Annotated in this window: 23 protein-coding genes, 1 tRNA gene and 1 pseudogene; 15 read left to right on the forward strand and 10 right to left on the reverse strand. The window is 44.2% G+C overall.

Annotated elements, in window-relative coordinates; translation table 11 throughout:
- Positions 1 to 16: 16 nt before the first annotated feature.
- Positions 17 to 1,108 (forward strand): DUF5668 domain-containing protein, encoded by a 1,092-nt coding sequence (locus tag NST25_RS06410; RefSeq protein WP_076125478.1) that lies wholly within the window; start codon positions 17 to 19, stop codon positions 1,106 to 1,108.
- Positions 1,109 to 1,184: 76 nt separating this feature from the next.
- Here the strand turns inward: NST25_RS06410 and NST25_RS06415 are convergent, their stop codons facing one another.
- Entirely contained in the window at positions 1,185 to 2,165 is a 981-nt protein-coding gene (locus NST25_RS06415; RefSeq protein ID WP_340393491.1) for an aldo/keto reductase, read from the reverse strand.
- A gap of 226 nt (positions 2,166 to 2,391) precedes the next feature.
- On the opposite strand from NST25_RS06415, the gene leuB reads away from it, so the two are divergent.
- The 5 genes from leuB to NST25_RS06440 all read left to right on the forward strand — a co-directional run bounded on the left by leuB (position 2,392) and on the right by NST25_RS06440 (position 7,936).
- A complete protein-coding gene (gene leuB / locus NST25_RS06420; RefSeq protein ID WP_076185413.1) occupies positions 2,392 to 3,474 on the forward strand; it encodes a 3-isopropylmalate dehydrogenase in 1,083 nt (360 codons plus the stop codon).
- Positions 3,475 to 3,655: 181 nt separating this feature from the next.
- A complete protein-coding gene (locus NST25_RS06425; RefSeq protein WP_036680102.1) occupies positions 3,656 to 4,195 on the forward strand; it encodes a peroxiredoxin in 540 nt (179 codons plus the stop codon).
- Positions 4,196 to 4,420: 225 nt separating this feature from the next.
- Positions 4,421 to 4,828, forward strand: coding sequence for a hypothetical protein (locus NST25_RS06430; RefSeq protein ID WP_036680100.1), 408 nt, complete (start codon positions 4,421 to 4,423; stop codon positions 4,826 to 4,828).
- Between the two features lie 391 nt (positions 4,829 to 5,219).
- Entirely contained in the window at positions 5,220 to 6,323 is a 1,104-nt protein-coding gene (locus NST25_RS06435; RefSeq protein ID WP_076192990.1) for an ATP-binding protein, read from the forward strand.
- Positions 6,324 to 6,430: 107 nt separating this feature from the next.
- Entirely contained in the window at positions 6,431 to 7,936 is a 1,506-nt protein-coding gene (locus NST25_RS06440; protein ID WP_340393494.1) for a leucyl aminopeptidase, read from the forward strand.
- Between the two features lie 98 nt (positions 7,937 to 8,034).
- Here NST25_RS06440 and NST25_RS06445 read toward each other — a convergent pair whose 3' ends face one another.
- From NST25_RS06445 to NST25_RS06460, 4 genes are all read right to left on the reverse strand, one after another.
- Positions 8,035 to 8,181, reverse strand: a complete 147-nt coding sequence (locus NST25_RS06445; protein ID WP_172628785.1) for a hypothetical protein — start codon at positions 8,179 to 8,181, stop codon at positions 8,035 to 8,037.
- A 103-nt stretch (positions 8,182 to 8,284) separates the two neighbouring features.
- Positions 8,285 to 8,464: a FeoB-associated Cys-rich membrane protein gene (locus NST25_RS06450; protein ID WP_038569228.1), complete on the reverse strand. Its 180-nt coding sequence runs from the start codon at positions 8,462 to 8,464 to the stop codon at positions 8,285 to 8,287.
- 44 nt (positions 8,465 to 8,508) lie between these two features.
- Positions 8,509 to 10,521: a ferrous iron transport protein B gene (gene feoB, locus NST25_RS06455; protein ID WP_076302178.1), complete on the reverse strand. Its 2,013-nt coding sequence runs from the start codon at positions 10,519 to 10,521 to the stop codon at positions 8,509 to 8,511.
- Positions 10,518 to 10,760 carry a FeoA family protein gene (locus NST25_RS06460; protein ID WP_036680093.1) on the reverse strand — a complete coding sequence of 81 codons (243 nt, stop codon included), beginning with the start codon at positions 10,758 to 10,760 and terminating at the stop codon, positions 10,518 to 10,520. The genes feoB and NST25_RS06460 overlap by 4 nt, the downstream gene beginning before the upstream one ends.
- A gap of 238 nt (positions 10,761 to 10,998) precedes the next feature.
- On the opposite strand from NST25_RS06460, the gene NST25_RS06465 reads away from it, so the two are divergent.
- The 4 genes and pseudogenes from NST25_RS06465 to NST25_RS06480 all read left to right on the forward strand — a co-directional run.
- Positions 10,999 to 11,958 (forward strand): aldolase catalytic domain-containing protein, encoded by a 960-nt coding sequence (locus tag NST25_RS06465; protein ID WP_170914180.1) that lies wholly within the window; start codon positions 10,999 to 11,001, stop codon positions 11,956 to 11,958.
- 244 nt (positions 11,959 to 12,202) lie between these two features.
- Entirely contained in the window at positions 12,203 to 14,329 is a 2,127-nt protein-coding gene (locus NST25_RS06470) for an EAL domain-containing protein (RefSeq protein ID WP_340393497.1), read from the forward strand.
- A gap of 64 nt (positions 14,330 to 14,393) precedes the next feature.
- Positions 14,394 to 14,467, forward strand: a tRNA-Gly gene (locus tag NST25_RS06475).
- A 147-nt stretch (positions 14,468 to 14,614) separates the two neighbouring features.
- Positions 14,615 to 14,878 (forward strand): annotated as a pseudogene (locus NST25_RS06480) (cation diffusion facilitator family transporter); the annotation flags it as partial.
- A 316-nt stretch (positions 14,879 to 15,194) separates the two neighbouring features.
- Here the strand turns inward: NST25_RS06480 and NST25_RS06485 are convergent.
- Both NST25_RS06485 and NST25_RS06490 read right to left on the reverse strand, forming a co-directional pair.
- Positions 15,195 to 16,550 (reverse strand): dipeptidase, encoded by a 1,356-nt coding sequence (locus tag NST25_RS06485; protein ID WP_340393499.1) that lies wholly within the window; start codon positions 16,548 to 16,550, stop codon positions 15,195 to 15,197.
- Between the two features lie 158 nt (positions 16,551 to 16,708).
- Positions 16,709 to 17,392, reverse strand: coding sequence for an SDR family NAD(P)-dependent oxidoreductase (locus NST25_RS06490; RefSeq protein WP_340393501.1), 684 nt, complete (start codon positions 17,390 to 17,392; stop codon positions 16,709 to 16,711).
- A gap of 115 nt (positions 17,393 to 17,507) precedes the next feature.
- Between NST25_RS06490 and NST25_RS06495 the strand changes: the two genes are divergently transcribed.
- The 4 genes from NST25_RS06495 (at position 17,508) to NST25_RS06510 (ending at position 19,905) form a co-directional block, all read left to right on the forward strand.
- Complete coding sequence (locus tag NST25_RS06495; protein WP_340393503.1) at positions 17,508 to 17,903, forward strand: helix-turn-helix domain-containing protein; 396 nt, start codon at positions 17,508 to 17,510, stop codon at positions 17,901 to 17,903.
- 42 nt (positions 17,904 to 17,945) lie between these two features.
- The gene (locus NST25_RS06500; protein WP_340393505.1) at positions 17,946 to 18,899 is read left to right on the forward strand and encodes an RNA methyltransferase; all 954 of its coding nucleotides are present in this window, start codon (positions 17,946 to 17,948) and stop codon (positions 18,897 to 18,899) included.
- A 33-nt stretch (positions 18,900 to 18,932) separates the two neighbouring features.
- The gene (locus NST25_RS06505) at positions 18,933 to 19,550 is read left to right on the forward strand and encodes an NUDIX hydrolase (RefSeq protein ID WP_076125462.1); all 618 of its coding nucleotides are present in this window, start codon (positions 18,933 to 18,935) and stop codon (positions 19,548 to 19,550) included.
- Between the two features lie 202 nt (positions 19,551 to 19,752).
- A complete protein-coding gene (locus NST25_RS06510) occupies positions 19,753 to 19,905 on the forward strand; it encodes a hypothetical protein (RefSeq protein WP_155288093.1) in 153 nt (50 codons plus the stop codon).
- A 101-nt stretch (positions 19,906 to 20,006) separates the two neighbouring features.
- Here NST25_RS06510 and NST25_RS06515 read toward each other — a convergent pair whose 3' ends face one another.
- The 3 genes from NST25_RS06515 to NST25_RS06525 form a co-directional block, all read right to left on the reverse strand.
- Positions 20,007 to 20,474 carry an ASCH domain-containing protein gene (locus NST25_RS06515; RefSeq protein ID WP_340393507.1) on the reverse strand — a complete coding sequence of 156 codons (468 nt, stop codon included), beginning with the start codon at positions 20,472 to 20,474 and terminating at the stop codon, positions 20,007 to 20,009.
- 24 nt (positions 20,475 to 20,498) lie between these two features.
- Positions 20,499 to 22,460, reverse strand: coding sequence for an ABC-F family ATP-binding cassette domain-containing protein (locus tag NST25_RS06520; RefSeq protein ID WP_076125458.1), 1,962 nt, complete (start codon positions 22,458 to 22,460; stop codon positions 20,499 to 20,501).
- A gap of 120 nt (positions 22,461 to 22,580) precedes the next feature.
- Entirely contained in the window at positions 22,581 to 22,748 is a 168-nt protein-coding gene (locus NST25_RS06525) for a hypothetical protein (protein WP_162636617.1), read from the reverse strand.
- Between the two features lie 178 nt (positions 22,749 to 22,926).
- Here NST25_RS06525 and NST25_RS06530 point away from each other — a divergent pair, with 178 nt between their 5' ends.
- Entirely contained in the window at positions 22,927 to 23,304 is a 378-nt protein-coding gene (locus tag NST25_RS06530; RefSeq protein WP_036680049.1) for a PH domain-containing protein, read from the forward strand.
- The last annotated feature ends 525 nt before the right edge of the window (positions 23,305 to 23,829 follow it).

The following is a 23,829-nucleotide window of genomic DNA, read 5'->3' on the forward strand; positions in this document are numbered from 1 at the left end:
AAACGGGGATTTAACTATGGGGAGATGGAAAATAGGAAGTTTCACAGCAGCCTTGGGCTGCATTGCCCTTGGTGTCATTATCGTGATGGCTCAGTATGATATGATCAGCTATGAGGTGCTTGGTTTTTTATGGCCGGCGTTGTTGGTCTTATTCGGACTTGAGATGTTGATTAGACTTTTTATCAAATCCGATGTCAAAAGCCGTGTAAGCGGCTGGGCCATCCTGTTAATTATTGTGCTGATCGGAGCAAGTGGTGCTCAGACAGTAATGGCCGGAGGTTCACTCAGCAATCTGATCGGTAATACACATCTAACTCCGCTTAGTGGGAATGTGGAAGTGAAAGAGAATATTACGACGCTCAAAATCGTACTTCCAAGTGGAAAAGTAAAGGTTGAGGGTGTAGCTGGAAGCTCTTTGGATTATGAGGGAAGTTTACTGCTGCCTGGAAAATCGCAAAGTGATGCTGAAAGTGCATTAGAAAAGAAATGGAAGGTTAGTACTGAAGGAGATACACTGATTATGGAGCTCGATACCGATCATAATTGGTTCTCTAACATTCAGTTTGGATTCAATACCAAAAGTCCTTATTTAAATATAAGTGCACCCAATAACCTTGCTGTTGAGGTTGAGACAAGTGATGGCTCTATAGAAGCCTGGAATCTTAAGTCAGGTATAGAGGTTGAGACAAGTAATGGTGCATTAAATATTCATGATATTGTCGGCGAAGTGGATGCGCATACCAGCAATGGGTCACTATCCGTACAGAATATCCAAGGTGAAGTTGAACTTGTGAGCTCTAATGGAGCCATAGTATTGGATAACATTGATGGGGCGTTGTCAGCCAAGAGCAGCAATGGCAAAATTACTATAAACTCAGCAGTGACCGGAAACTGGAAATGTACATCCAGTAACGGAAAGATTATAGTGGGCTTACCGGCCGTGTCGGATGCGAAGATTATTGCAGATACAAGTAATGGCTCGCTGAAGGGGAATGTACCCTGGGATCGGGACGGCGATAGCTATGGTACCGCTGTGCTTGGTAAAGCTACGTATACTGTGGATTTAAGCACGAGTAATGGAAGTGTGACCGTGGACACAGCTGAATAAGTATGAGTAAAAGGGAGCTGAGGCTTCAGCGAATGGATTCTGCTGAGGCCTCAGCTCCTTTTATGATAGAACTTACCTACCAAGCATAGGCTTTAGGGGCTTCACCGCCAGGTCCAGGGAATATTTCATCTAGTCGTTTAAGCACAGCTTCATCTAGTACAATCTCAAGACTGCGCAGCGCACTCTCGAATTGCTCCAGTGTGCGGGGGCCGATAATAGGAGCTGTTACAGCAGGATTAGCCAGTAGCCAAGCAAGAGCGACATTATCCTGTGGTTCTCCTAGCTCCATACATAAGCTGGAAAAAGCCTCAAGCTGGCTCTTGTGCTGCTCTACACGATCTGCATTTCCGCCACTTCGGCTGCCCTCTATTTTTTTGAGTGCATTTCTTCCGAGAAGACCTCCATCGAGTGGACTCCAAGGAATAATACCTAGCCCCAGATGGCGAGCGGCTGGCAAAACTTCAAGTTCAGGAAGCCGACAGGTCAGACTGTATTTATGCTGCTCTGAGACTAGTCCAAGAAAACCACGAGCCTTTGCTTCTTGTTGTGCTATGGCGATATCCCAGCCTGCAAAGTTACTGGAACCGACATAACCAATCTTGCCTTGACTCACAGCCAGCTCGAAAGCCCCCCAGAGCTCTTCCCAGGACGTACTGTGGTCTATATGATGCATCTGGTACAATTCAATATGATCGGTCTGAAGACGCTGCAGGGACCCTTCAAGATGGCGGCGAATGATATATGAGGATAATCCTTCTTCATCATTAGGACCATCAAGCTTATCATTCATGGCTCCATAAACTTTGGTGGCTAGTACAACCTTTTCCCGCCGCCCGCCGCCTTGTTTAAACCAGCGTCCGATAATGGTTTCAGTCAGGCCAGAATTTTCGCCCCAGCCGTAAATGTTAGCGGTATCAAAAAAATTAACACCTGCATCCAGTGCAGCGTCCATGATGCGGAAGGCTTCTTTTTCATCCGTCTGTGGGCCAAAATTCATCGTTCCTAGACATAGGCGACTGACCTTCATGCCGGATTTGCCAAGCTTTGTATAATGCACTTCGCATTCACTCCTTTGATAGATGACTTCATAGTAATTGTAAACATCTTCAGAACTAAGAGCAAATATGCTCAGCATTCACGGTGGTGTTCTGATTCTCACTGTTTATAGGCTATACCTATCAGTTCAATAGAATCTATATCTTTGTCCTTTACGACTGGGTATGATACAACAATATAAAGAAGAACTATGTCTGTTAGAGCAGAAAACTTGAGGAGTGACTGAGATGAGTGAAGTTAAAAAAATCGCCGTTATCGCAGGGGACGGTATTGGACCAGAAGTTGTAGCAGAAGCGGAAAAAGTATTGAAAGTAACAGAAGAAGTATTCGGTTATGCCTTTGAAACAGAGCATGCATTATTTGGCGGTATCGCTATAGACGAGAAGGGCACTCCGCTGCCGGAAGATACACTTGAAATCTGTCGTAGCGCAGATGCTGTGTTATTGGGTGCTGTTGGTGGACCGAAATGGGATAATAATCCAAAGGAACTTCGTCCTGAAACCGGACTGCTCGGAATTCGCAAAGCACTGGGGTTGTTCTCCAACCTGCGTCCAGCTGTCGTATTTGACTGTCTTAAGGATGCTTCGACTTTGAAGCCTGAAGTCCTGGAAGGCACAGATCTTATGGTAGTTCGCGAACTGACTGGCGGGATTTATTTCGGAGATAAATTGCGCCGTCAAGGAGAACATGGTGAAGAAGCTGTGGACACCTGTGTATATAACGTAATGGAAGTAGAACGAATTGTCCGCCAAGCTTTTGAAATTGCCGGCAAGCGCCGCAATAAACTGGCGAGTGTTGATAAAGCGAATGTACTTGAAACTTCACGTTTGTGGCGTGAGGTTGTGAATAAGATCGCTCCAGAATATCCGGAGGTAGAGGTAGAGCATGTACTGGTTGATAACTGCGCAATGCAGTTGCTGCGCCGTCCATCTAGCTTTGACGTTATCGTTACTGAGAACATGTTTGGTGATATCCTGAGCGACGAGGCTGCTATGCTGACAGGTTCTATCGGTATGCTTGCTTCGGCTTCGATGGGTGACGGCAACTATGGTCTCTACGAGCCCGTTCACGGCTCTGCTCCTGATATTGCCGGACAAGGGCTTGCGAACCCGATCGCAACAATCTTGTCGCTGGCCCTTATGTTCCGCTTAACCTTTGGTTATGAGGATGCTGCTGCTGCAATCGAAGCTGCAGTTGCTGCAGTATTGGATGCAGGGCACCGTACAAGTGATATCGCCGTGGATAAGAGCAAAGCGATCAGTACAACTGAAATGGGCGACCTGATTGTTGCAGCAATCCGCACAGCTTAATTATTAGTTTATAATTATTACAAATAAATAATTGATCTAATCTTGACTTTGATTTTGTGCGATGATACCATTTGTTTAGTAGACAAGATATTATCGATTTCTGCAAATTTCAATATATTTCAGTATATTGAGAGATACAAATGGTACTTTTTCTTACATAATCAGAGGGAGGATTCTAGCAATGGCGGAACGTTTAGTAGGTAGACCGGCTCCCGATTTTACTATGGAAACCGTATCAGGTGATGGTAAGGATTTTGGTAAAGTAAGCTTGTCTGATTATCGTGGCAAATGGCTTGTATTCTTCTTCTATCCGCTTGATTTCACATTTGTATGTCCAACTGAAATCACAGCTCTCAGTGACGCAGCAGCACAGTTTGAAGCACTTGATACAGCGATTCTTGGCGCAAGCATCGATTCGATCCACAGCCACAAAGCTTGGATCAATACCCCTAAGGATTCTAATGGCCTGGGTCGTTTGAATTTCCCGCTTGCAGCTGATATTACGAAACAAGTCTCTAAAGACTATGGCATTCTGATTGAAGAAGAAGGTATCGCATTGCGTGGTTTGTTCATAATCGATCCTGAAGGCGAATTGAAATATCAAGTCGTTAACCACAATGATGTAGGCCGCAGCGTGGAAGAAACACTTCGTGTTCTGCAAGCCTTGCAATCTGGTGGTTTATGCCCAATGAACTGGAAGCCGGGAGATAAGAATCTGTAAATTTTAGACCGTTATCATAGTGATCCTTGATATTCTGATTTCTACCTCCTTGCAGAAAATTTTCTGTAAGGGGGTTTTTTGCTCCAAAAGATCTTGTATATCTAAATAGATTTGAAAATAGGCGCGAAAAGTTATATTATGTCCTCGAGTGGAGGAATCTCCATTGGGGTAATGTAATACAATAATAAACAATCAAAGGGTTATTTCTAAGGAGGGCGAACAAATATGAGCTTTTGCTGTGGAGCGAGTATGGTAGGAACAAAGGGGACCCTAAAACATTATCGCACGCAAGTCCATAATGTTCCCCTGCTTTTTTGTCCGGTATGTCATCGTGTGGAGGTTCACTACAAGGTCGAGAATGAATATGAGATCTTAGCGGAATATGCACATGGAGATGGTGTTACCGACGTGGACTTTCAGGACTATGTCATGGAAGACGAAACTGCAATATTCGAGAACGTCATTAACGTCGAGAGTGAAGATCCTCTAGCCGTTGTACGCAATCAGATCGATATGGCGCTTGACCTGCTAGCTGTAGCCAAACAGATTGAGGATACCAAGTGGGAACGGGAATTGAAAAAAAGGTTAGCTGTGATGAGTCAGCGCCGTCTACGCCTGCAACAAAAGGCATAAGTTTATTACTAATTTTTTGGGCATGCCCCATTTTTCCATGTAAGCCTCCGCAATCGCGGGGGCTTTTTAGCTTTTTATAATCCTTTTTAGCTTTTCGTGATCCTTTTTAGATTGTTTTAAATCATTTAGGCGAATAAATAGCGATAAATATAATTTGATGTGATGTTTCATATGTCTTTGGAATCATTTTATGAATTTTTTTACCATTCGACAGTTTCTCCGATTGCGTTGTCTAGTTCTCTTGGATATGATTGGAATATAATTGAACCGGTTGGAAAAAGTGCAACGATTACCGAATGTTCTGGCGGCTTCGTCATACACTCAAATACATAGTAATTTGATGTCGCTTAAGCGTCTTCGTCAAATGCAGTAAAAGGGGGAACTTCGTATCGTGATTAGCCAATATCAAGAAAGTCTTCTATTACCGGGAAGAACCTATCAAACTGGACCTGTGGATACTACATACGAGGATGTTCTAGAGAATATTGACAGCGGAATCATGCTTTTTGATGAAGAGGGAGTTATAAGTTTTGTAAATAAGCAAATGTACGGGATGCTTGAGCTTACCCGTCACTCTCTTGTGGGCTGCACATTTTCCCATCTGCTGTCTAATGTTCGACTGAGCCGTTCCAAGAAAAAACAAGTACTGCAGAGCTACAGAGAGATGGTATACAAAGGAAAATTAAATTATGAGTTTCTAGACGAGTATGGCCGTTACTGGAAGGTTACTTTATGCTGCGGAGAGCAAATGAAAGGCTGTTATTTGTTCACTGTCAAGGAAATCTCGGATTATAAGTTAATCGAACAAACGGCTTACCAGAACGATAGCTTGGCTATGCTAGGCAAATTATCCGCATCTATTGCCCATGAAATCCGGAATCCGTTGACCGCGATCCGGGGATTTATTCAACTGCTTCATCCATACTTGCATCAACTGGGGAAAGAGGAATATGCCAAGATTATATTGGCCGAGATCGATCGTGCGAACGATATTATCCATGAATTTCTGTCCTCCTCTAAGCCGTCAGTTCCGCAGGTGGGGATGATACCCGTGTCCGCATTGCTCAAGGAGGTTGTTCTCCTTACAGAGAGCGAAGCTTTAATGAAGGGCTGCCAGATCAATCTTCATCCTCTTCAAGAGGACATGGTGATTTCTGGCGATGTCAAACAGATGAAGCAAGTTGTGCTTAATATGATTAGAAATGCAATGGAGGCTGTAGCGGATCGAGAAGATGATTCGATGGGGAAAATCGAGGTTGGTGCCCGCAGAGAAGGCTCTGAGGTCCGTATGTTCATATCTGACAACGGTAAAGGAATGGATATTCGTACACTGGACAGGTTATTTAATCCTTTCTTTACTACTAAAGAGAATGGTACAGGATTGGGTCTTTCCGTAAGTGACCGCATCATCAAAAATCATGGCGGATGCATTTCTGTTAGCAGCAGAGTCAACGAGGGTACTCATTTTGTGATCTCTTTGCCATTAATCCATTAGAATAAGTAATAAGAGGCTGATCCCTGCGGATAATACAGATGCGGAGATCAGCCTTTGCTTATGTTACAATGGGTGTTGGTTTGGGGAAACAAATGGAGGGAATCACAATGAATATAGAATACAACAGTGGTGTTGCCAACAATGTGCAGGGTGATGCCCTTATCCTTATTATTTCTGAGTCTGAGGTCGAAAATGGAGGCTTTTGCGAGGGCTGGGATGACAGAATTCGCCTATTGGGAAAGGCAGGTTTATTTAAAGGCAAGCTTAATCAGACTTATGTACTACCTGCTGAGAATTCATCTGGTTGTCCTGTTGTTATTTTGGTTGGCAGGGGGGACCAACTTCTCACGACTGAGGATCTAAGGCAAATGGGGGCTCAGACAGCCCGTGCAGCACTTCGTTTGAAGGCGCTCAAGCTGGTATTTGAAGTGCCGGACAAATTACAGGAGCTTACCGTAGAGAAGGATGTGACTTCTATTGCTTATGCGCTGACGGAGGGGCTAATGCTTGGTTCCTATCGTCGGGCTACCTATAAGCAGGTGCAGTCTTTTTATACAGGCCCAACAGCAGTTGTTTTCACTATAAAAGAGAAATTAGAGGGTACTGCCGGGCGGGATTGGACTCAAGGCATTCAGAAGGGGCTAGCTTTCGGTGAGGCCACGAATTTGGCGCGGAGCTTGACCAACATGCCTGGTAATCTATTGACTCCCTCAGACCTTGCTGTGGCCGCTATAGAGGTTGCTGAGCGATATGGCTTTCCTTCTGAGGTGCTGGATGAACGGGAAATTGAGCAAAAAGGAATGGGCGGATTGCTCGCCGTCGGAAAAGGAAGTGTAAACCCTCCACGAATGATCGTCATCCGTTATCAGGGGACAGGGAATTGGGATAACGTAGTGGGGCTTGTAGGGAAGGGAGTTACCTTTGACACCGGCGGGATCTCCTTAAAAAGAGCATCAGGTATGGAAGAGCTGATTAGTGATATGGGAGGGGCAGCGGCAGTACTCGGAGTAATGGAGGCACTTGGCCGCTTACGTCCACGAATTAATGTCGTTATGGTTATTCCTTCTGCGGAGAATATGCCATCGGCCAATGCTTTTAAGCCTGGAGATGTTATTACCTCCATGAGCGGACGAACGATAGAAGTGTTGAATACCGACGCTGAAGGCAGAATTGTCCTGGGAGATGCTCTGACTTATGCTAGGGAATGGGGAGCGAAACGTATTATCGATGTAGCTACGCTGACAGGCGCTGTGTTGTCCACTTTGGGAGATATAGCAACGGGTGCTGTGACTAATGATGAAGCGTTTCTGGAGCGATTTCTGGCCGCTTCAAGCTATTCAGGGGAAAAGGTCTGGCCGCTTCCGGCATACCCGGAATTTCGTGAGATGCTAAAGAGCGAGGTTGCCGATATCCGTAACACTGCTGGAAGATATGGTGGAGCTACTACAGGCGGATTATTTGTAGGTGAGTTTGCTGAGGGCTTGCCATGGATTCATCTAGACATTGCTGGCACTGCATATGTATCTAAAGAACGTGGAGTTAATCCTAAGGGAGCAACAGGTGTCATGGTTCGTTCTATCATTCAGTGGCTGCTGAGCGAAAGCGAGATCTAAACATCCGGGGAGCTGTCCGTTCTAAACAACAAGGGGTGTTCCCTAAACCAGAGTCTGGTTTAGGGAACACCCCTTTATTGAAATCCAAGAGCAGAAGCTTAAACAGTACCACTGGATTTTTTTGCCTTCGATTGGGAAGTGTAGGATTGAATGCCGTTCATAATTTTATCGCGAGTTCCCTTATTCTTCAGTAAATATACTGCTCCCAATGCGACTGTTGTAAATAATGTCTTTTTGGTATTCATAGGAATTACCTCCTTGGTATTGTCTGTAGTTGCTTATAACAAACATACCCGTTAGTTAAGGAGGCTAAACGATAAATCTCTATTTATTGCTCGTTTTACAAGCTTACTTCTTGTTGTTAACCGGTGTTGAACAACAAGAAAGAGGGGAATCCATCGATGCTGCCGAGCAGCTTTTTCCTTTATCACAGCCTGCACAAGCGCCCTGCTTCCCCTTTTGCACATGTCGATAGATGGTCCAGCCAGAATAACCGAAAATTAAGGCGACAATCACAACATTTATCATAATGGTACCCCACTTTCATCATGAGAATCTTATAATTTACAAGTCTACGACCATCCTAATAACCGTCCGCCTTGAAAAATAATTAAAGATACGATATACGCCAGAACGAGAGAATACCCCATGGAGAAGAAGGTCCATTTCCAAGATGCTGTTTCTTTTTTGATCACCCCTACAGTAGCCAAACAAGGAATATATAGCAGGATAAAGGCCATAAAGCTGATCGAACTCAATGGTGTGAAGACTTGAGAAATTTGATTTTCTAAACCAGCAGCATCTGGTGCATGATAGATGATATTCATGGTAGAGACTACGACCTCTTTTGCCAAAAAGCCCGGAACCAATGTAGAGCCAGCCTGCCATGTTCCGAAACCAAGCGGTGCCAGTAGCGGTGCGATCATACCTCCAAACTTAGCCAGGAAGCTGTGATCCATGTCCACATCAAACCCGCCAGGACCCGCATAAGACATAAACCAAATAATTGCTGAGCCTGCAAGAATAATAGTTCCAGCTTTTCGCAGGAAACCTTTGCCCTTTTCCCAAGTGCTGCGCGATAAGGTCTTGATCTGCGGCATACGATAAGGTGGAAGCTCGATCATGAAAACTGAGGATTCATTTTTGAATAAATATTTAGAGAATACCTTACAAAGAATCAGCGCAAACACAATACCCATCACATACATGGACAGAACTGCTACGGCCTCTTGCGCCGGGAAAAATACTGCTGCGAATAAAGCGTAAACAGGCAGTCTCGCAGAACAGGACATCAGTGGCATTAGCAAGGTGGTCAGCATTCGGTCTTTGGGCTGTTCGATGCTGCGCGCCGCCATTATGGCAGGTACATTGCAGCCGAAGCCAATGATGAATGGAATAAATGCTTTTCCGTTTAGTCCCATACGTTCCATCGTGCTGTCCATTAATAAGCAAACCCGAGCCATGTATCCTGAATCCTCCAAGAAGGAAATGATCAGGAAGAGAATGAAGATTTGCGGGACAAAGACGAGGACGCCCCCTACACCGCTAATTAATCCATCGACGATCAGGGCATGCGTGAAGCTGGATGCTCCAAGCGTCTGTAGCAGGGAATTGGCTCCATCACTAATCGGTCCGGAGATCAGGCCATCGAGGAGATCTGATAGAGGTCCGCCAACCCAGTCAAATGTGGTCTTAAAGAGAGCATACATAAAGAAGATAAATAAGGGCAGTCCTAGAAAACGATGCGTCAATATGGAATCTAATCTTTCTGTTAAGTTATGAGGCTTCTGCGTTGTTGTATCAAGTACAACCTCACAAATGGAGTGAATATATTCCATCCGCTGTGAGCGAATCCATTGGGGGAGCGTCAGGGCCAGCTTTTTGATCTGTAGCTCACTCTGACAGGATTCACAGATGTTTAGCAGGCGAGAGGTGTCCATACGTGTCTTTAGAAAATGAAGAATAACCGGATTCTGCTCCATAAGCTGTAGAGAAATCCAGCGGTGATTGGGTAAGTCCTTGATAGGAAGTAATTCCTTTTCTATAGAAGATATCGCATGCTCTACAATCTCACCATAGTTCAACTTGAACTTTACAGCGGGAATCGCAGAGGATTTCTCTAAAATACTGAGGACTTGTGCGCAGCCTTTTCCCGTTCTTGCAACAAGCGGGAGGACAGTTATACCCAGTCGTGATTGTAAGACTTCATGATTGATGCGAATTCCACGTGCATTGGCGACGTCAATCATATTCAGTCCGAGTAAGGTAGGTTTGCCATACTCAAGTAATTGAAGCGTGAGCAGCAGATTTCGTTCCAGCTGTGAAGCATCCACGATATTAATTAAGGCTTCAGGAGATTCTTCTATTAAATACTGGGCAGCAACTCCCTCATCACGTGAGAGTGGGTGCAAGGAATAGATGCCCGGCAAATCAATGAGCTTGCCAGCGCCGTTCTTCAGGCTGCCGATCTTCTTTTCTACCGTTACCCCTGACCAGTTACCAACATATTCGTATGAGGAGGTCAATGTATTGAAGAGAGAGGTTTTACCTGTATTGGGGTTACCTACAAGTGCTATTGAACTCAAGACACGTTCACCTCAATCAATGAAGCTTCCTTCCGGCGGATGGCGAACAGTTGTCCATTGCATTCCAAGGTAATAGGTCCTAAAAAAGGTCCTTTTCCTTTCAGGCGAATGCTCACACCCTCGGACACTCCAAGATCAGCCAGACGACGACGCAGGATGGGGTTGATTCCTTCTATTTTATGAATATATCCGGTCGAACCCGGTTGTAGTCGCAGTAATGAGCAAGAGGTAGAAGCCATTTTTATCCCTCCAAAAGAGACTGATAATCAATCTCAATGATTTTCTTGTAATGTAGCATTTTTAGGGCTTATTTACTGTGATCATTGTCGCTGACACGATGTGGTAATAGCATTAAAGAGAAGAAGATGAAATTCCTTTACATTTTATTCTTCATTAAAGTATGATTATACGATATAAATTGCATAGTAAAGCTATATTCGCGGTTATAATGATTGCAATAGTTGAAGGGAGATAATTATGAAGACTAATCAATGTAAGATTGTTGACTGCACCATCCGAGATGGGGGCCTAGTGAACAACTGGGATTTCAGTGTGGAATTTGTACAAAACTTATATGCCGGCTTGAATGAAGCTGGTGTTGATTATATGGAAATCGGTTATAAAAATTCACCAAAATTGCTCAAAGGAGCAGAGGGTGCCGGACCATGGCGTTTTCTGGACGATGATTTCCTGCGTAAAGTGATTCCGCAAAAAGGTCACACCAAGCTATCTGCTTTGGTTGATATCGGCCGCGTGGATGAGAATGATATTTTGCCTCGCAGCGAAAGTATGCTGGATTTGATTCGTGTGGCATGCTACAGCAAAGATGTAGAGAAAGCCTTGCAATTGGTACAAACTTTCCATGATCTAGGCTATGAGACAACGATCAACATTATGGCTTTGTCTAATGTTATGGAGAATGAATTGTTGGAAGCTTTTGAAATGATCCGTGAGAGCGTTGTTGATGTGGTATATATTGTAGATTCATACGGCAGCTTGGATCACAATGACATGAATTATCTGGTTGAGAAGTTCAAGACACATCTGCCAAACAAACGTCTAGGCGTACATACTCACAATAATCTTCAGTTGGCGTTCTCCAACACGTTGATTGCTGCTGAGAATGGTGTAGAGTTACTGGATGCTTCTTGTTATGGAATGGGACGAGCTGCAGGAAATTGCCCTACAGAGCTGTTAGTAACTCATTTGAAGAATACACGTTACTCCTTGCGCCCTGTGCTTGATATTATTGAACGCCTGATGATTCCTTTGCGTGAGAAAGAGGAGTGGGGCTATATCATTCCTTATATGATCACAGGTACACTTGATGAGCATCCACGTTCAGCAATGGCACTTCGTGCATCTGCAGACAAGGATAAATCCGTTGATTTTTTTGATAAGCTTACAACACCAGAAGTAACCTTTGGTGACAAATAAACTTGAGTTTCTTAGAAGCACTGAACCCTTTCGTAGGGGGAAGTGCTTTTTTGGTTGCCTGCTAGCAGAAAATGGTTTATATTTATGCAAGATTTATGAATATATAACTTATAAACGCGCCTTCCTTTTGAATGCCCATAAAAGAAATGTAACTTAAAAGTCCTATCCCGCCGATATTTATACATAGGACATAACTATACTTGAATGTTAATTAATAGATATTATTTTCAGACGCGAGGGACTTATGAGACAAGAAGAGAAAAAGACAATTCAAGCAGCTGCTGTAGGCGCCTTGCTGTACCTTTTAATTCAAATTTTCCATACATCGCTTAACCGATTGGACGATTGGGATATTATTTCTTCTCTCTATCTCATTGTCGGCTGCTGTAATGTTGCTTTTGGATTTGCAATATTTGCACAGGGCTGGTTATTCTTCTCTAGCAGATTATCTAAAGGAAGATTATATGCCGCTGCTCTTTTTGGTGGAATATGTATTCTTGATTTCTTGCATACATTGGGTTTTGTCGGCGTCCCGTTGATTTCATCATTCATAACTTTTGAAGAATCGTTGTGGCTGCGAACCCTCTCACGACTAATCAGCGGTTTAGGAATGTTGTTTATTTTTAGCAGGGAAGATAAGCCCGTGTCTGTCTCTGAAAAAAGAAAATTGTTTAGAATAGCCTTCATGTTGATTGTGCTTTCCATTGTTTTGTTTATTTTCAGCCACTCGGCATTGCCTCAGTTATTAACTAAGCCTTGGATGAATCCATTGAAGCAGATTGCTGATTTAGCAGTTCTTTTTGTTTACTTGGCAGGTGTTGCGGTTATTGTATTTCCTGAAAAAAATGAAAAGTCAGCCTCACTGCTTATTATTATTCGAGCACTTATCTTTTTCTCTTTGGGCCAAGCCTTTTTTATGAGTCCATTCAGTAGTGGCAATATAGATGATCTTTTTGGAATGGTGTGTAGCGGAGTTGCTTACTACTTGCTGCTTACTGGAGTATATCGTCTGACGATTGAAGAACCTTTTTACGAAAAGCAGTTGGCTGAGGAGCGGATCAATTATTTAGCCTATCATGATGATTTAACGGGACTTCCCAATAGACGTCGTCTGACGCAGCGTGTAGAAGAGATGATTATTGCTGGAGAGAAGAAAACGAGCGATAAATTCTCAGCGTTAGCTATTATGAATATTAATCATTTCAAGAATATTAATGACTCCCTGGGCCATTTTGCCGGAGACCATTTATTGAAGCTGGTGTCTGAGCGGCTTGTGAATGAGGCCAAATCTACTGAAGAGCTTTATAGTATGGGGGCGGATGAGTTCGCTTTTCTTATGATGGAGAGAGCAAGTCTTGGAGAATGTTTGGTACGAGCTACGGAGCTGCATCGATTGTTTGAGGTACCTATTGCCTTAGAGTCGGGGGAGTACCATATTTCGCTTAGTATGGGGTTAAGTATTTATCCCGGTGACGGTGAAACTGCGGAACATCTAATTCAGAATGCTGATACGGCTGTACATAATGCCAAGGAACAGGGAGTGGAGATTCGCCGGTATATCCCAGCTATGCAGATGAAAGCAAAGGAACGTCTAAAGCTGGAAAATGACCTCCGCAGAGCGCTTGAACGCAATGAATTCTTTCTGGTGTATCAGCCAAAGGTTTTGCTGGAGACGGAAGAGATCGTAGGAATGGAAGCTCTGCTCCGCTGGAATCATCCGAAACGTGGTCTGGTCTCTCCTGCGGAATTTATCCCGTTAGCTGAGGAGAGTGGACTCATTGTTCCGATTGGGGAATGGGTACTTAAAACAGCTTGTCTGCAGAATAAAAAATGGCAGCTGGCCGGCTATGTGCCGATTTGCGTCTCCATCAACCTATCTATGCGGCAATTCCTTCAGCCTAATCTAGCAGGGAGGATTCATACCATCTTAACCGACATTGGATTAGATCCGTGTTATGTCGACCTTGAGATTACTGAGAGTATGACCTTGGATAAAGAAACAGCCTTTGATCAGCTGAAACGTCTGAAAGAGCTTGGTGTCTTCATCAGTATTGATGATTTTGGTACAGGCTACAGCTCCCTGCATTATCTAAAGAACATGCCAATCGACAGATTGAAAATAGACAGGTCGTTCGTATCAGAGGTTATGGAGGACAGCAACAATGCTGCTATAGTCTCTACAATCACTTCTATGGCGCATCATTTGAAGCTGAAGGTTACGGCTGAGGGTGTTGAGAACAAGGAGCAGCTGCAGTTTTTGCGTGAACAGCATTGTCATGAAGCTCAAGGATTTCTGTTCAGCAAACCTATTCAACCAGCAGAGTTTGAGGCGATATTTTTAAAAAAGGCACCCCTCGGCGCTTCCCTGTAAACTAAAAAAATGTTGATTTTTACTTGTAGAGATGATACAATAACTCTTGTATTCACTTTCTAGTGCGGGTGTAGTTCAATGGTAGAACTTCAGCCTTCCAAGCTGATAGCGTGGGTTCGATTCCCATCACCCGCTCCATAATTCAAACTTCCAAATCCTTGCGATGCAAGGGTTTTTTTATATCCCATCAGCCTATTAATGGTTGGTGGGATTTTTTTGTTTATACTATTTGCCTAATGGAAAAACTTTAATATAGCGTACTTTTAAGAAAAGGTTGTGAAACTTTTGAATGGTGCAAAGATTGCGTTCCTATCTGTACTTAGCAATACATTTATCGTTTCTTTAAAGCTTATGGTCGGAGTACTTACAGGTTCAGTAGCAATTATCTCGGAAGCGATCCACTCCTCCTTAGATTTAGTTGCTTCGTTGATTGCTTTTTTCTCGGTCCGATGGTCGAGTCGCTCTGCGGATAAAGCTCATCCTTATGGTCATGGCAAAGTGGAGAATATCTCAGGGACGATTGAAACGTTGCTTATTTTTGTTGCTGGAGATATTACATGAAGGATAATAATTGTGATTAAGCACAGAGTTTCTCTGCTATTTCAATATTTTGTATTAAGTGATATGGTGATTATATCTCTTTTATATTCATTCTATATGGGGGACGGATAATGATCGCTTATTTAAGACCTTTAATAATAAGTAGCTCAGTTAAAAGCCTGATGTTTCTTTTAATAATAATGGTGATAGCAATGGTATGGTGGTTTTATAAATGGACTAAGCAATGATGCTCTTTTGTTTGGCCGCATACTAAAAAGCCAGGCTCCCAATTTAGGGAACCTGGCTTTAATTGTTTGTAGGGAGCTTATACAGTCTTTAGGAACTCAACAATGGTGAGTAATCCCTTGTCGAAGTTCTCCAGGTTGAAATGCTCATCCGGTGCATGCAGGTTCTCATCATCGAGACCAAAGCCCATCAGAACGACAGGTGCTTCCAGTACACGGGAGAAGCTCTCCATGATCGGAATGGAGCCGCCGTCTTTGGTGAAGAGGGCACGGGTTCCATATACTTTGCCATATGCGTCTGCTGCAGTTTGCAGAATAGGATTCGACGGATCGATGTTAAAGGCACGTGCCTTCTCCATTTGCTTAACATGCACTTTCGCTCCGGTCTGAATATTAGCCTTCAGATGTGCTTCAACGGCATCGAGGATATGCTGTGGATCCTGATCGCCAACTAGGCGGCAGGTAATCTTCGCATGTGCTTCTTTAGGGATAACCGTCTTACTGCCTTCCCCTTGGAAACCGCCGTATACGCCGTTAAGCTCAAGCGTAGGACGAGCGCCAATCCGTTCTACAAAGGAATAACCTTCTTCCCCGTATAACGATTCCAATCCAAGACCTTCGCGGATTTTATCTTCATTCACACCTTGCTTCACGAATTCTTCCCGCAGCATTGGGGAAAGTTCAGGAACACCATCATAGAATCCGTCTACAGATACACGTCCTTTGTCGTCATGAAGCGAGCATAGCAAAGATACTAGGGCATGCAGTGCATTCGGAACACCGCCGCCGTAAGAACCGGAGTGCAGGTCTGTCAAAGCGGTAGTTACATCAACTTCAAGGGAAGCTAGTCCACGTAGCCCAGTGCAGATGGCAGGACGACCGCGTTCCAATAGGGATGTATCGGAGACTAACACCGCATCCGCAGCGAGCTTTTCTTTATTGGCCTCAAGGAACGGAGGCAGATTCACACTGCCGATTTCTTCTTCACCTTCGATGCAAAGCTTGAGATTCACAGGAAGAGTACCTTCTTGTTTCAGGATCGCCTCAATGGCTTTGAGGTGAACGAATACTTGTCCTTTGTCATCTGTTGCTCCGCGTGCATAAAGCTTGCCATCACGAATCTCTGGTTCAAATGGAGGTGTGGTCCATAGGTTTAATGGATCTACTGGTTGTACATCGTAGTGACCATACACGAGAATGGTTGGTTTGCCTGGAGCATGAAGATAATCGGCATATATAACGGGATGTCCCGCTGTCGGATGCAACTCAATGTTCTCAAGTCCGGCTTTTTTCAGGGTGTCTGTCAGCCAATGGGCTGCCTTCAGTACATCGTCCTTATGTTCAGATAAGGCAGAAATACTTGGAATTCTGAGCCATTGTTTTAGTTCTTCGAGATGTTCATCCCGGTGGGTTGAAAAATAAGTTTCGTATGACATAGTGAGTATGTACCTCCTTAAGTTTTGCTGCGCAAAACCGGCTTTGTAAGCGCCTGGGCATAAGCTTATTGGCCATGCGTGACCGTCTTGTTTAGCATTCTATAGGAACCATTATACTGGAGAACTCACTATGGATCAAAAGCGATGGGGCAAACCTCTCACCAGATGATTGTAGCCGGTGTCACACCTTTGGGAAAAGTATCCTCAGCTTTGCTTTTGTCCATATACATCTCATACCAAACATCAGCGATGAGTCCTGGATCTGTAGCGGTGCCGGGTTTAATGAATACACCAAGTGCTAAATGACCTACATAGATTCCTTGTGGAGCCAAATCTGCATGCAGGTTAAGTGCGTAGTTTCTTAATCCGCTAAGCGCAATGCCAACATTACCCATCATCTGCATGGGATAGACGGAGGACAATCCAGTTGTGAACAGCAGTGCGCCGCTGCGTTTCTCCAGCATCTCAGGCAATACCTGTGCTACGCTGCGGATAGCGGCTACAACCAGTGCCTGAAAGGCATCCTGTGCATTTTCTTCGGTTACTTGTGAAGCAGGAGTAGGAGGGTAATTTCCACTTGTCGGGCTGAATTCGAGCACATCGATAAAGCCGTATTTTTTCTTGATATTATCGAAGGCTGTGGCTACTTGTTCTTTATTGTATACGTCGGCAGGAAAAGCAGCAGCCTCGATATTCAGTGCTTGCAGTTCCTGAACAAGGGTGTTCAGCTTCTCTTCATTTCGAGAGATTAATGCCACTTGAAATCCGTTGGCTCCGAATTTTTTGGCGATTGAGAGTCCTAGGCCGGGTCCTGCACCCATGATGGCAACGGTCTTTTTCATGATTTATTAGTTCCTTTCCGGTTGTTGATTACTAACAGTAACCATGATAAGCTGAATAGGCTTGAGGGACAAGAAGGCACTATTACATGCTTAAGTTACATGGAGGTAACCACAGTTGGAACATTCAAAGGAAGAACCCACCCGGTTCATGCCGATGCTGGAGGATTGCTCCATTACCCGCCAGATTCTGGACAGGGTGGGAGACAAATGGAGTGTGCTGATCATAGTCAATTTAGGTATTGAAGCTTTGCGGTTCAAAGAGTTGCAAAGGCGCTCTGGAGGGATATCACAACGGATGCTGACCCAGACCCTGCGCCATTTGGAACGGGATGGGTTAGTTTGGCGTAAAGCAACGCCTACAGTCCCATTGACTGTGGAATATGGTCTGACGTGCATAGGAGAATCATTGTTGGGACCTTTAACCTCGCTTGTGGACTGGGTCAACAAAAACAATGGGAAGATCGCCAAAGCGCGTATAGATTATGACCACCAGCACGACACACAGGAGTAACAAGACAGCAGAACAATTCACTGGGATAGAGGATGGATTATATTGCATACGGAAAGTGGAACAAACACATTTATTTATACTTACACCTGTTCAGAGGACGAGTTATCGCTGTGTCAGATGGAGCTGCGATGTCTTTTTGGCGAGCAGGTGCCGACTGCTATTTTTAAGAGTGAGGTTGAAGTGGATGTCAGCCGCAGTCCCTTCATTAAAGAGCGGATTGATGTAATGTATGAAGGGGATAGTCTGCCTGAGATTTATGATCAAACGGAGCAGGTGGAGCTTGGCGGCAAGACGTTTAAGGTTATTTTTGTGAAGACCAACGATCTGGGCCCTGCAGACAAAATAGAGTATGATGAGCGCAGAGTGATCGAGCGGGAAATTGGGTTGCGGATTGAAGGAGAAGCGGATGTTAACCATCCGGAGCTGGTATACGGCATTGTTACGCTGGGTGGACGCTGGTACTTCGGATCTTATCATAAAAACAAGGCAACTTGGTTCCGCCAAATGAAGAAGCCACGCAGCTATTCTATCGCGCTTAGTACACGTGTTGCCCGTGCCGCGGTTAATATGGCTATTCCGAATCCTGAAGGTATACGTGCTATAGATCCTTGCTGTGGTATTGGAACTGTAATGGTAGAAGCCTTGTCAATGGGAATCGACATGGTTGGACGTGATATTAACCCTATGATTGCTACCGGTGCGAGAACAAATATTGCCCATTTTGGATTCACCAGTGAGGTAACGCTTGGGGATATTGCGGATATCACTGATCATTACGATGTAGCCATTGTAGATATGCCATATAATCTATATTCTAGTATTACACCTGAGGAGCAGTTCGCGATTCTAGTGAATGCGCGCCGGATTGCAGATCGGGTGGTTATCGTTGCGATTGAACCGATGGACGAGATGATCACTGAAGCTGGATTTACAATCATAGACCGTTGTGAAGCTAAAAAAGGAGCCTTCTCGCGTCATTTAATGCTTTGCCAGTAATCCTAATCAAGGTACCGAAAAAGGGGTGCAGCAATGGAGCAGAAATGGTTAACGTGGGCCAAAGAAATTCAGGCCATCGCACAGACTGGATTAACTTATGCTAAGGATGTTTATGATATAGAACGGTATCAAGCTTTGCGGGAGCTCAGTGTAGATATCCTCGCTAATTATACCTTCGAAAGCAAGGAGAGAATTAGACTCTCCTTTGCGGGTGAAGGGGGTTATGCTACTCCAAAAGTTGATGTCCGTGGTGTTGTATTCCGGGAGGATGAAATTCTACTTGTTCGCGAGAAGTTGGACGGGAATTGGGCGCTTCCTGGTGGTTGGGGAGACATTGGACTGTCCCCGAGTGAGGTTGTTGTGAAAGAAATCAAAGAGGAATCGGGTTTTGAGGCAGAAGCAGTTCGCTTACTGGCTGTATTAGATAAGAAATTTCATAACCATCCACCGGAGCCTTATCACGTGTATAAGTTCTTTATTTTATGCCGCATTGTGGGCGGAGAGGCAATGGAAGGGGTAGAGACAAGCGAAGTTTCTTTTTTTGCAGAAGATAAGCTGCCTGAGCTCTCAGCAGAGCGGAATACAGAGGCACAGATTCGGACGATGTTTGAATATTTACGAAATCCGGAAAAAGTAGTAATATTGGACTAAGAATCTGCATATACTGTATGACTTCCGCAAATTTAAGTTTTTAATTATTCAAAATTTGGTTAATATCTAATATGTAAGCACTTACAACGGTTTGGCCGCTGAGCCTTTATATCTACCAAAATTCAAAATTTTAATTTTTTGGGTCGAGCGGTCTACATTTTTTCCTCTACTGTGACGATAAGATATTTTAGGAGGGGATCGCATGGAACAAGAAGAATTGAGCATTCCATTGAAACAGGAAAATGTGGTGCGTCCTGCAGAAGGCAATATTGCCACTGGGCTGGTTTGGGGTATCTTAATCAGCATTCCGTTATGGATCTCTGTTATTGGCTGGATTTTGGGATTTTGGCACTAAACCATAAATTAATGAGGATCTAATTCTGTTGAATTTATAGTATACACAAAAGGCTGTCCCTTCCTTGTGGAAGAGACAGCCTTTTGCGTTTTCTGAAGATCTTAGCCTTTTGTATATACCACTTTAAAATTCTCACAAACAACTTTCATCTTTGGATCAAAGGGTTTGTTTAAGAATTTTAAGGATTCTCGGGTGAAGAACTGCTCATGATCATGACGCCATGACTTAAGCGTCCGGTCACCCTCTCCTTCAGTATAGGCAAACTCAGCGCTAACCTCATCAAAAGGTATAATTTGTACCTCTGTAGTAATAATTATTGCCTGCGGATCACCAGAACCATCCAGCACGATACTGTGCCCGCCAACTTGCGGAAACGTCTCGTCACAAGTTTCAAATATATCATAATTTGAAGCAGTTCCTGTCTTGATCCCATGAATCACCAGATCGAGCAGTTTATCGGCCATCTGGGGACTGTCACCAAAGGCCCAGGCGTCATATTTATCCGCTTTTTGTGGATGAAGCTGGGTATATTCTTTCCATAACAACTTAATTTTCTCTTTGTTGCTCATATGCTCATCTCCTTATAGATCAATTTATAGATCAGTTGTCTCCATCCATCCTGTATAGAGCTCATCCAACTGTTCCTGTATCGCATCACGTTCTTGTTGCAGTTCAGCAAGTTCAACTGCATCGCTGCTGATCAGGGGCTCTAACATCTTGGCATCGATCACGCCAAGGCGTTTCTCTACCTCTGCAATGGCCGTTTCCCAGTCGAAGGTGGTGTTTTTCCTACGGGAACTGGAGGATTTAGCGTTGGTTTCTTTCCCTGAATTGTTAGATTGAGGCTTATCAGAGCCTGAACTTGTTCGTTCTGCAGAGAAAGGTTTAGCTTGATCCGCAAAAGAGGGAGCTAATAATGCTTTTTCAGCTTGTTTTTCCTTGTAATATTCATAGTTTCCGTTGAACACTCCAAACCGCCCGTCTTCAATGGACCATAGTTTGTGAAATAGACGATTGATGAAATAACGGTCATGAGATACCGCCAGAACTGTGCCTGGAAACTCCTCTAATGCTTCTTCGAGTGCTTCACGAGAATCTATGTCCAGATGATTGGTCGGCTCATCGAGAATCAGCAGGTTTGGCTTGCGATGCATTAGTACAGCGAAACGCAGGCGGGTCCATTCACCACCGGACAGATTCGTAATGTCTTTGAATACATCGGGACCATAGAATAGGAAACGTGCAAGCTGCCCGCGAGCTTCACCTTCTTCAAGTCCAGCTTCTTCGCGGAAGTAGCGGAGTACAGACTGTTTGTTATTTTCCGGAACAGCCTCTTGTGCGAGGTAGCCGACCACAGTTCTTGAACCGAGTGTACAGCTTCCGCTGTCCGGGGTTTCCTGCCCTAAAATAATTCTTAAAAGTGTACTTTTACCTGCCCCGTTACCGCCGATGAGTGCCGTAGTCTCTCCGTAGCGAAGCACTTCGTTTGCCTCTGTGAAAAGGCTTCGCTGACCATATGCTTTTCCGATATCCTCCAAAATGACAACCTGATTACCGGAACGGTCATTTTGCTGTAGCTGCAAATCCATTGATTTGCGCTCCAGAATGGGACGTTTAACCTTCACCATACGATCCAGTGCTTTTTGCATGGATGCTGCTCTCCGGTAAAAGGAAGGGTTAGGAGGAGTCCCGCGATTGCCAAATTCAATGAGACGTTTGATGCTTTCCTGCATTTGTTTTATTTTTTTCTGCTGCTCTTGATAATCAGCAAATTGTTGAAGAAGTCGTGTTTCCTTCTCCACTTGATAGCCGCTGTAGTTGGTGTGGAAGGTAAAAGCCTCGCCATCTTCAATCTCGATGACTTTCTTGACTACAGCGTCCAGAAAGTAGCGGTCATGGGAGATCGCCAGCACTGTTCCATCATAACTCTGTAAAAATTGCTCCAACCATTCGATGGCATTCATATCGAGATGATTGGTTGGTTCATCCAGTAGAAGGATGTCTGGACGGCGTAGCAGCAGCTCCGCAAGTCCGACTTTTGTTTTTTCTCCTCCTGAAAGAGAGGCGAACAGTCGGCTGTATTGTCCGGTTCCGATCCCGAGACCCGAGGCTACGCGCTGAATAGAGGATTCGATCTCGTAACCTCCGGCGGCCTCGAACTTATCCTGCAAGCTGCCATATTCTTTTAACAGCCGATTCCAGAGGGTTTCATCCGTTCCGCTGTTAAAGCTGGACATTTCCAGCTCAAGCTCCCGCAGGCGGTGCTGCCATTGCAAAGGTTCAGCAAAGCTGCGCTGTAGAACATCATATACGGTTTCTTTTTCGCTAACTTCTTGTATTTGAGCCAGCAGGCCTACTACGCTACCTTTGCGTATTGAAATTTGCCCTTCATCCGGACGTTCTTCCCCGTTCAGCAGGTGGAATAGTGTCGTTTTGCCACAACCGTTGCGGCCGATCAGGCCAATTTTTTCCCCTTGGCGGATATCGAAGGTAATGCTATTCAGCACGAGTTGTGCCCCGTGGTATTTTTGAACATTTTGGCATTGGATGATCATATATATTCTCCTTTAAGAATGCCCTTCGCACCGCCAGTACCCTAAATGGCTCCGAAATCCTGTAAAAAACCATAAAAAAAGACCGTAGGGAAATTTCCCCACGGCCTTATCATTCTCCGGTTAACTGATCCGTCCGGGTGATGGCAGGAAAGGCATTTCACAATTGTGTAGTGTTATTAAATTCATACAAATGGACAGACTTCTCCCGTTATCGCCATTTACATGAGCAATGCCAGCTATCGCTTTAGGTAGCCGACTCATAACACTGTTGGTCCAATTGTGATCCATTCCTTCCACACCCCTCTCTTAGTAAATTTAATGACAGTGTAATCAAAAATCAAAAAATAAGCAAGTAAAAAGATGTCAGAGAGTATTTTTACACAGCATAGAATATGAAAAATAGAATAATATGGTTCTGTAGTGGGGGGCAAGTAGCTAAATTTAACGGATGAAAAGAGGAAGAGATATGGCACTTTTTGACGGATTAATGGGCAATGCATCGCAAGTGAATCTTACGGAGGTCCAGCGGGAATACGCACAAATTCTTGCCCCTCAGGAGAAAATTGAACGCGCCTATAAGCTGATTAGAGATATGTTCATTTTTACGGACAAGCGGCTTATTTTGGTGGATAAACAAGGTCTGACGGGCAAAAAAACAGAATATCATTCGATCCCTTACAAAAGCATCTCGCATTATTCCGTGGAGACGGCAGGGCATTTTGATCTGGATGCGGAGCTATGTATCTACATTTCCAGCAGCACGCTTCCGGTGAAGAAGACCTTCAATAAATCCGTAAATATTTACGAGGTGCAGGCCGTGTTATCGCAATATATTTTAAAATAAATTGTTTATTCGGTGTTCCAAAGCACAAGCCCCCCTAAGTAAAAGTGGCTAAGTTTACTAAGGTTAGATGCAGCTAGATATATCTGAGATAGGCAGCCACAAGACATAACCGAGATAGGTAGCTATATGGCGGCAAAAGGTGACTAGACATATTCGAGATAGGTAGCGATTTGGTGGCAAAAGGTGACTATATATATTCGAGATAGGTAGCGATTTGGTGGCAAAAGGTCACGGTAGTACGCCATGGTAGTATGCGGCTCCCTGTAATTAAAATGATCTTATAATATTCGTAGGCGTGAATCTACAAGGTTAAACAAAGATGACCTCTTATTTGTGCATAGCTCACAAAAAGAAGAGGTTTATTTTGCGTTTCAGCGTAACCGATTGACAAAGGATTTTCGTGTAATGTTAAATGACACTAATTAAACCAGAAGTTATAGGGGGCTCGCAGAGGAACCTGCCGCAGAATATAGGAGATTGAATATGTTGAAGAATCCCGCCGCAAAAAATAAGGAGTTGGGACAT

It is taken from the genome of Paenibacillus sp. FSL E2-0190 (assembly GCF_037992965.1).
GTDB classification, from domain to species: domain Bacteria; phylum Bacillota; class Bacilli; order Paenibacillales; family Paenibacillaceae; genus Paenibacillus_AQ; species Paenibacillus_AQ odorifer.

Bases quoted from the DNA above. Each gene is read 5' to 3' on its own strand.
- NST25_RS06410 (WP_076125478.1), top strand. From the start codon at position 17: ATGGGGAGATGGAAAATAGGAAGTTTCACAGCAGCCTTGGGCTGCATT.
- leuB (WP_076185413.1), top strand. From the start codon at position 2,392: ATGAGTGAAGTTAAAAAAATCGCCGTTATCGCAGGGGACGGTATTGGA.
- NST25_RS06425 (WP_036680102.1), top strand. From the start codon at position 3,656: ATGGCGGAACGTTTAGTAGGTAGACCGGCTCCCGATTTTACTATGGAA.
- NST25_RS06430 (WP_036680100.1), top strand. From the start codon at position 4,421: ATGAGCTTTTGCTGTGGAGCGAGTATGGTAGGAACAAAGGGGACCCTA.
- NST25_RS06440 (WP_340393494.1), top strand. From the start codon at position 6,431: ATGAATATAGAATACAACAGTGGTGTTGCCAACAATGTGCAGGGTGAT.
- NST25_RS06445 (WP_172628785.1), bottom strand. From the start codon at position 8,181: ATGAATACCAAAAAGACATTATTTACAACAGTCGCATTGGGAGCAGTA.
- NST25_RS06450 (WP_038569228.1), bottom strand. From the start codon at position 8,464: ATGATAAATGTTGTGATTGTCGCCTTAATTTTCGGTTATTCTGGCTGG.
- NST25_RS06460 (WP_036680093.1), bottom strand. From the start codon at position 10,760: ATGGCTTCTACCTCTTGCTCATTACTGCGACTACAACCGGGTTCGACC.
- NST25_RS06465 (WP_170914180.1), top strand. From the start codon at position 10,999: ATGAAGACTAATCAATGTAAGATTGTTGACTGCACCATCCGAGATGGG.
- NST25_RS06470 (WP_340393497.1), top strand. From the start codon at position 12,203: ATGAGACAAGAAGAGAAAAAGACAATTCAAGCAGCTGCTGTAGGCGCC.
- NST25_RS06485 (WP_340393499.1), bottom strand. From the start codon at position 16,550: ATGTCATACGAAACTTATTTTTCAACCCACCGGGATGAACATCTCGAA.
- NST25_RS06490 (WP_340393501.1), bottom strand. From the start codon at position 17,392: ATGAAAAAGACCGTTGCCATCATGGGTGCAGGACCCGGCCTAGGACTC.
- NST25_RS06505 (WP_076125462.1), top strand. From the start codon at position 18,933: ATGGAGCAGAAATGGTTAACGTGGGCCAAAGAAATTCAGGCCATCGCA.
- NST25_RS06510 (WP_155288093.1), top strand. From the start codon at position 19,753: ATGGAACAAGAAGAATTGAGCATTCCATTGAAACAGGAAAATGTGGTG.
- NST25_RS06515 (WP_340393507.1), bottom strand. From the start codon at position 20,474: ATGAGCAACAAAGAGAAAATTAAGTTGTTATGGAAAGAATATACCCAG.
- NST25_RS06520 (WP_076125458.1), bottom strand. From the start codon at position 22,460: ATGATCATCCAATGCCAAAATGTTCAAAAATACCACGGGGCACAACTC.
- NST25_RS06525 (WP_162636617.1), bottom strand. From the start codon at position 22,748: ATGGATCACAATTGGACCAACAGTGTTATGAGTCGGCTACCTAAAGCG.
- NST25_RS06530 (WP_036680049.1), top strand. From the start codon at position 22,927: ATGGCACTTTTTGACGGATTAATGGGCAATGCATCGCAAGTGAATCTT.